The 6,021-nt window shown below is 71.1% G+C and carries 7 protein-coding genes; 2 read left to right on the top strand and 5 right to left on the bottom strand.

Going from position 1 to position 6,021, the window contains the following annotated elements:
* Positions 1-141: 141 nt before the first annotated feature.
* The 4 genes from RCH12_RS10920 to RCH12_RS10905 are packed head-to-tail and all read right to left on the bottom strand — an operon-like array spanning position 142 to position 3,028.
* Positions 142-582 carry a molybdenum cofactor biosynthesis protein MoaE gene (locus tag RCH12_RS10920; protein WP_174776720.1) on the bottom strand — a complete coding sequence of 147 codons (441 nt, stop codon included), beginning with the start codon at positions 580-582 and terminating at the stop codon, positions 142-144.
* Positions 572-1,201: a MogA/MoaB family molybdenum cofactor biosynthesis protein gene (locus RCH12_RS10915; RefSeq protein WP_327016868.1), complete on the bottom strand. Its 630-nt coding sequence runs from the start codon at positions 1,199-1,201 to the stop codon at positions 572-574. Before RCH12_RS10915 ends, RCH12_RS10920 begins: the two co-directional genes overlap by 11 nt.
* Positions 1,198-1,704, bottom strand: coding sequence for a cyclic pyranopterin monophosphate synthase MoaC (gene moaC / locus RCH12_RS10910; protein WP_327016867.1), 507 nt, complete (start codon positions 1,702-1,704; stop codon positions 1,198-1,200). Before moaC ends, RCH12_RS10915 begins: the two co-directional genes overlap by 4 nt.
* Positions 1,697-3,028: a molybdopterin molybdotransferase MoeA gene (locus RCH12_RS10905; RefSeq protein WP_327016866.1), complete on the bottom strand. Its 1,332-nt coding sequence runs from the start codon at positions 3,026-3,028 to the stop codon at positions 1,697-1,699. Before RCH12_RS10905 ends, moaC begins: the two co-directional genes overlap by 8 nt.
* Before the next feature lie 157 nt (positions 3,029-3,185).
* Here RCH12_RS10905 and RCH12_RS10900 point away from each other — a divergent pair, with 157 nt between their 5' ends.
* Together RCH12_RS10900 and RCH12_RS10895 are read left to right on the top strand one after the other, a co-directional pair.
* Complete coding sequence (locus tag RCH12_RS10900) at positions 3,186-3,770, top strand: dihydrofolate reductase family protein (RefSeq protein ID WP_327016865.1); 585 nt, start codon at positions 3,186-3,188, stop codon at positions 3,768-3,770.
* Positions 3,767-4,075, top strand: coding sequence for a MoaD/ThiS family protein (locus RCH12_RS10895; RefSeq protein ID WP_241980223.1), 309 nt, complete (start codon positions 3,767-3,769; stop codon positions 4,073-4,075). The genes RCH12_RS10900 and RCH12_RS10895 overlap by 4 nt, the downstream gene beginning before the upstream one ends.
* A gap of 19 nt (positions 4,076-4,094) precedes the next feature.
* Here RCH12_RS10895 and RCH12_RS10890 read toward each other — a convergent pair whose 3' ends face one another.
* Positions 4,095-5,915 carry an alkyl/aryl-sulfatase gene (locus RCH12_RS10890; protein WP_103432107.1) on the bottom strand — a complete coding sequence of 607 codons (1,821 nt, stop codon included), beginning with the start codon at positions 5,913-5,915 and terminating at the stop codon, positions 4,095-4,097.
* Positions 5,916-6,021: the final 106 nt, after the last annotated feature.

Here is a 6,021-nt window from a genome sequence, read left to right as displayed (position 1 = left end):
ACCGGCGGCGAACCTCACGCGGAAACCCTGCCGAACCATTCATCGCCAACACCTCAATCACTCAGGTGTTGCAACGACCCTTTGAACCCAAGGGGACCATTTGTCCGGTGGGGGAACAGTTGGCAGGGGGCGCTTGACGGGTCAGCCGAGCGCGGCGACCCACTCGGTGCTGCCGTCGGTGAAGCCCTGTTCCTTCCAGATGGGCACCCGGGCCTTGATCTCGTCGACCAGGGCGGCGCAGGCCGCGAAGGCCTCGGCCCGGTGGGCGGACGCCACGGCGCAGGCCAGCGCCACGTCGCCGATGCCCAGGTCGCCCACCCGGTGCGCGGCGGCGATCCGGCAGCCCGGGTGCGCCAGGGCCACCTCGTGCGCGACCTCCTCGAGCACGGTCTGGGCGCTCGGATGGGCGCTGTAGCGCAGCCAGGTCACGCCGCGGTCCTCGTCGTGGTTGCGCACAACACCCGCGAACGACACGACGGCGCCTGCTGTCGCGTCGGCCACGGCATCCGTGCACTCGTCGACGGTGATCGGGGTGTCATCGACGCGGGCGAACAACACGTGCGGGGTGGGCTCAGTGGCCATGTCGGGGGTCCTTGGGGGGTGTGCCGGTACGGGGCACGGTCTTGGGCGAGGGGGCCTTCGAGGCCTTGGCGGGTGCGGCGTGCTGGTCGGCGGCGGCCGGCGTGCCGGCATGGTCGACTCCGCGCACCTGGTCGATGAGGTGGTCGAGCAGTTCGGCGAGCACGGCCAGCCCGTCGCGCACGCCGCCGGTGGAGCCGGGCAGGTTGATCACGACGGTGCGGCCCCGGGCGATGCCCGCGTGACCGCGAGAGAGCACGGCAAGCGGTGTGGCGGCCGTGCCCCGCCGCCGCAGCTCCTCCATGATTCCGGGCAATTGGCGATCCAGCAGCGGCAGGGTCTGCTCCGGGGTCTGGTCGGTGGGGCTCACGCCGGTGCCGCCTGTCGTGATGACCAGGTCGAGGCCGGCTTCGATGGCCGCGGCCAGGGCGTCGCCGACGGGTTCGCCGTCTGCGACGACGGCCCGGTCCAGTACCAGCCAGCCGCGCTCGCGCAGCCACGCGTCGATGACGGGTCCGGTGCGGTCGGTGTACACGCCGGCGGCCGCGCGGGTCGACGCCACGATCACCTGCCCGGTGCGCCCGTCGCCGGGCCGTCCGCTCGGCCCGACGGTCGCGCTCACTCGGTGCTCCAGTCGCCGCTCTTGCCGCCGGACTTCGCCAGCACCCTGATGTCGGTGATCACCGCGTGTTTGTCCACGGCCTTGATCATGTCGTACAGGGTGAGCGCCGCCACGGACACCGCGGTCAGCGCCTCCATCTCGACGCCGGTCACCCCGGTGGTCTTCACCGTCGCGCTGATGAGCACCCGATCGTCACCGGGAGCGAAGTCGATCGTGGCACCGCTGAGCGGAAGGGGGTGACAGAGCGGGATCAACGCCGAGGTCTGCTTGGCGCCCATGATGCCGGCCACCCTGGCCACGGCGAGGGCCTCGCCCTTGGGTAGTTCGCCGGCGATCAGCAGGGCGATCACGTCGGGCCGGGTGATCAGCGTGGCCGTCGCGGTGGCTCGTCGTTTGGTGACGGACTTGTCGGTCACGTCCACCATGAGGGCGGCGCCGTCGGCGCGCACGTGGCTGAGCCGGGTGGGCGGCGCCGGGGTGTCCTCGGACGGTGTTTCAGTCATCGATACTCCAATAGTCCACGGGTTCTCCCGCGGCGACACTGCCGGCCCCGACGGGCAGGTGCACGAGCACCGTCGCGGTGGCATAGGCGTGCAGGAGGTGCGAACTGGCACCGCCCACCAGTTCGAGGGCGCCGTCGGGGCGCAGGATGCCGCGCCGCAGCTGGTGCTTACCGGCCGGCGACTCCACCGGCGCGGCGAGGGGGGCGCTCCGCACCTCCCGGTCCGGTCTCGCCAGTCCGGCCAGGCGCCGCAGCACCGGCCGCAGGAACACCTCGAACGAGATGAGCGCGCTCACCGGGTTGCCGGGGAAGGTGATCACGGGCACGGTGTTGATCGGCACGGCGTTGATCGGCACGGTGTTGATCGGCCCCGCGTTGATCGGCACCGCGATCGCGCCGAGCCCCTGCGGGCCGCCGGGCTGCATCGCGACGTGCTGGAAGGTCACCCCGAGTGGGCCGAGCGCATCGCGCACCACCTCACGGGCGCCGGCGCTGACGCCGCCGACGGTGACCACGAGGTCTACCTCCGGGGCCTCGGCGAGGAGGGCGAGGAGGTCGGCGGCATCGTCGGAACGGCACGGCCGGGCGGTCACCGTGCAGCCGGCATCCCGCAGGGCCTGGCCGAGGATGACGCTGTTGGAGTCGTAGATCTGGCCGGCGGCCAGGTTGTCGCCGGGCTCGCGGATCTCGTGGCCGGTCGCGATGAGCAGGACCCTGACACGCCGCAGCACGGAAACCGAGGTCAGCCCGGTCCCGGCGAGGACCCCGTACTGGGCCGGGCCGAGCCGGGTTCCGGCGTCGAGGAGCCTGTCGCCGGGGTGCACGTCGCTGCCGGTCCGGCGCACGAACCCGCCGACCGGGACCGCGGCGCGGAACGAGACGTTCCGGACCTCGGGAGACCTGCCGTCGGGGTCCTGCGGCTGGAAGCGGGGCGGATCGGCCTGCTCGATCGGCACCACGGCATCCGCGCCCGCCGGGATCGGCGCACCCGTCATGATCGGGGCGGCGGTACCCGGCGCCAGCTGCCCGGCGGGGTCACCCGCGGCGATCCGGCCGGCTACGGTCAGGGTGGTCGGTGTGAGCTCCGAGGCCGCCGCGAGGTCCCCGGCGCGCACGGCGTAGCCGTCCATCTGTGAGTTGTCGAAGGGGGGCAGCGCCACGGGGGAGTCGACGGCGATCGCGAGGGACCTGTCCCGGTAGCTGTCGGGGTCGTCGGTCAGCCGAGCACTCGAGAGCGGGAGCACCTCGGTGGCGCGGTTCTGGAACAGCGGTGCGAGAAGCGCCGCCACGGCCTCCCGGTGCTGGTCGATCGTGCGCGCGCTCATGTCACCATCTTGCCGCAGTTCGCCGCCGCGAAGCCGTGTGTGCACCGGCTCCGGCGCCGGCCGCCGCCGGCCGGTTGCTTGAAGGCGACTCGGCCCGGGCGTATCGTGCCTCGAATACACGGGCCGTAGTGCGGGCTCTCACACGGAAGGGCAACTCATGGGACACCTCGTGGTGCAGCAGTTCGTGACCCTCGACGGCTTCGCGGCCAACCTCGACAACGAGTTCACGGCCTACGAACTTCTCGACGGCCGCACCGACGAATTCGACCGGAGCCAGCTGGCCTGGCTCGACGGCGTCGAAGCAATGGTGCTCGGCGCCAACACCTACCGCATGTTCGTGGGCTACTGGCCCACGCCGGAAGCGGCGGACGAGGTCCTCACCGGCCCACTCAACGCTTTGCGTCGCCACGTGTTCTCGCGCACGCTCAGCCACGCCCCGTGGGGCGACCTGCCCGCGGCGACCCTGGAGTCCGGCGACGCCGTCGAGGCCATCCGCCGGATCAAGGCCGAGACCAGCGGCATCGTCGTGCTGTGGGGCAGCCTGAGCCTCAGCCGGGCCTTCTTCGCCGCCGGCGAGGTGGATGAGGTGCGCCTCGTGGTGATGCCGGTCGTGATCGGCGCCGGCCGCGGGGTGTTCCCGGCCGACTCCGACCCGGCCGTTCTCGACCTGCGCGGTGCGCAGAGCTTCGATGACGGCCTGGTCGAGCTTCACTACGCCCTGCGCGCCGCTCCGGAGTGGTGACCCGTCGTAGGCTGGACGAACGGGCCGGCCGATACGGCCCGCCCACCGACGAAGGGTTCATCACCATGCAGGTGCAGGTGCGCTATTACGCCGCGGCCAAGGCGGCGACGGGGGTAGCTGAGGAAACCCGCGACCTGCCCGCAGGGGCCACCATCGGCGCCTTCCTGACGGATCTCGGCAGCAGCTCGCCCGCCGTCTTCGCCCGCTGCTCCTTCATCGTGAACGGGACGGCCACCACCGACCGCGCCCGCGTGCTGAACGAGGGCGACAGGCTCGACGTCCTGCCCCCGTTCGCCGGCGGCTGACCAGGCCCGGCGGGGCGCGCTACGGCGTCACGACGGCGAAGGTCGGATCCGGGCTGTCCAGCAGGGCGAACAACCTCGGCAGCACGCCGGCGTCCCCGGTCATGTCCACCCCGCTGAAGGAGCCGCCGGCCACGGCCTGGGCCAGCCTGGCGTGGGTGATGCGCACGTTGAGGTCCGCCGGGCGGGGCTTGTCGATCGGATAGTGGATCAGTGCTCCGTGGCTGAGCTCCAGCCTGTAGAGCTCCCGCGTGTCCGTGATCACCCAGTTGATCGCGAAGCTCTCGTTCCACGACCGGGGCCCCACCAGCCGGATCGCCAGGGTGTCGAAGAGCTGGGTGACGGTGAGCACGTCGAGCAGACCGCCGGCCTCGAGGTCGTTGCGGCCCACGCCGTACCGCAGCTCGGTCGCCCCGGTGAGGAAGACGTTCCGCCAGGTGGCGTTCTCCGCACCGAAACCCAGCCGCTCCAGGCCCGTCGCCAGCAGGTCGCGGGCCGCGCCGTCACCGGGGTCGGCGAAAACGGCGTGACTGGCCAGCTCCACGGCGAACCGCAGATCACCGGCATCCAGGTAGCGCCTGGCGTGCGCGAGGGTGGCCGCGACGCCGCCCATCACATCGACGTACCGGGTGGCCGCGGCCGTCGGCGGATGCTGCCACAGGTGCGCCGGGTTGCCGTCGTACCAGCCGAGGTAGCGCTGGTAGATCGCCTTGACGTTGTGGCTCACCGAGCCGTAGTAGCCGTGGGTGTGCCACTTCCCGGCCAGCGACGGCGGCATGTCGAAGTCCTCGGCGATCTCGCTGCCGGTCAGGCCCTGGTTCATCAGGCGCACGGTCTGATCGTGCAGGTAGGCGTAGAGGTCGCGCTGCTCGGTGAGGAAGGCGACGATGGCGTCGGTTCCCCAGGTCGGCCAGTGGTGCGACGCGAATTCCACATCAGATCGGTGGCCGAACAGTTCGGTGGCCTCACTCAGGTATCGGGACCACATGCGGGGGTCGCGCACCTGTGCGCCGCGCAGGGTGAGCAGGTTGTGCATGGTGTGGGTGGCGTTCTCGGCCATGCACAGGGCGCGCTGCGCCGGGAAGTACAGGTTCATCTCCGACGGACACTCGGTGCCGGGGGTGAGCTGGAAGACGATCCGCACGCCGTCGAGCACCTCTTCCTGGCCCGTCGCGGTGATGTCGAGGGTGGGCACGACCAGGCCGATACTGCCTGTCGACGCGCCGGCGCCCAGGCCGATACCGATTCGGCCGGCGGCGTTCCGGGCCAACGGATGCCCGTCGTAGTAGTAGCCGCGGCGGAACATCGCGGTTCCCGCGTAGACGTTCTCGGACACCGCGTTGTCGAGAAAGTGTTCGGGGGCGACGATGGGGATGCCGGTGTCGGGTTCGATCACACCGAGCACGCCGCCGAAGTGGTCGGCGTGAGCGTGGGTGTACACGATCGCCGACACCGGGCGGTCGCCGCGATGGCTGCGGTACAGCGCCAGCGCGGCCGCAGCGGTCTCCGCCGAGATGAGCGGGTCGATCACGATGACCCCGTGGTCGCCCTCGACCAGAGTCATGTTGGAGAGGTCGAAGCCGCGCACCTGATAGATGCCCTCGGTCACCAGATAGAGGCCGTGCCTGGCGGTCAGAGCGCTCTGCCGCCAGAGACCGTCGTGCACGTTCTCCGACCCGGCACCGGCCAGGAAGGCGAGGGACTCCATCTCCCAGACCACCCGGCCGTCGGCGGCATGGATGATCAGGGGATCGAGGGTGCCGAGGAAACCACGGTCGACGGCCTCGTCGCTGCCCCGCGACCCCGTCGCCGTGTTCCCGGTTGGACGCTTGTCATCGCCCATGATGACCACCTCTCTTGCCGTGCTCTCTCGGGACGTACTATCGTGCCCGTTGCGCACACCATAACCGGGCGCCCACCCGGCAACCACCCCGCGAATTCCGCTGGCC

Origin of the sequence: Cryobacterium sp. MP_3.1, assembly GCF_035984795.1 — a bacterium.
GTDB lineage: Bacteria > Actinomycetota > Actinomycetes > Actinomycetales > Microbacteriaceae > Cryobacterium > Cryobacterium zongtaii.
The sequence above is the reverse complement of the archived record's forward strand: the minus strand, read 5'-3'. Positions and strand labels throughout refer to the sequence as shown.

Bases quoted from the DNA above. Each gene is read 5' to 3' on its own strand.
- RCH12_RS10905 (WP_327016866.1), bottom strand. From the start codon at position 3,028: ATGAGCGCGCGCACGATCGACCAGCACCGGGAGGCCGTGGCGGCGCTT.
- moaC (WP_327016867.1), bottom strand. From the start codon at position 1,704: ATGACTGAAACACCGTCCGAGGACACCCCGGCGCCGCCCACCCGGCTC.
- RCH12_RS10890 (WP_103432107.1), bottom strand. From the start codon at position 5,915: ATGGGCGATGACAAGCGTCCAACCGGGAACACGGCGACGGGGTCGCGG.
- RCH12_RS10920 (WP_174776720.1), bottom strand. From the start codon at position 582: ATGGCCACTGAGCCCACCCCGCACGTGTTGTTCGCCCGCGTCGATGAC.
- RCH12_RS10900 (WP_327016865.1), top strand. From the start codon at position 3,186: ATGGGACACCTCGTGGTGCAGCAGTTCGTGACCCTCGACGGCTTCGCG.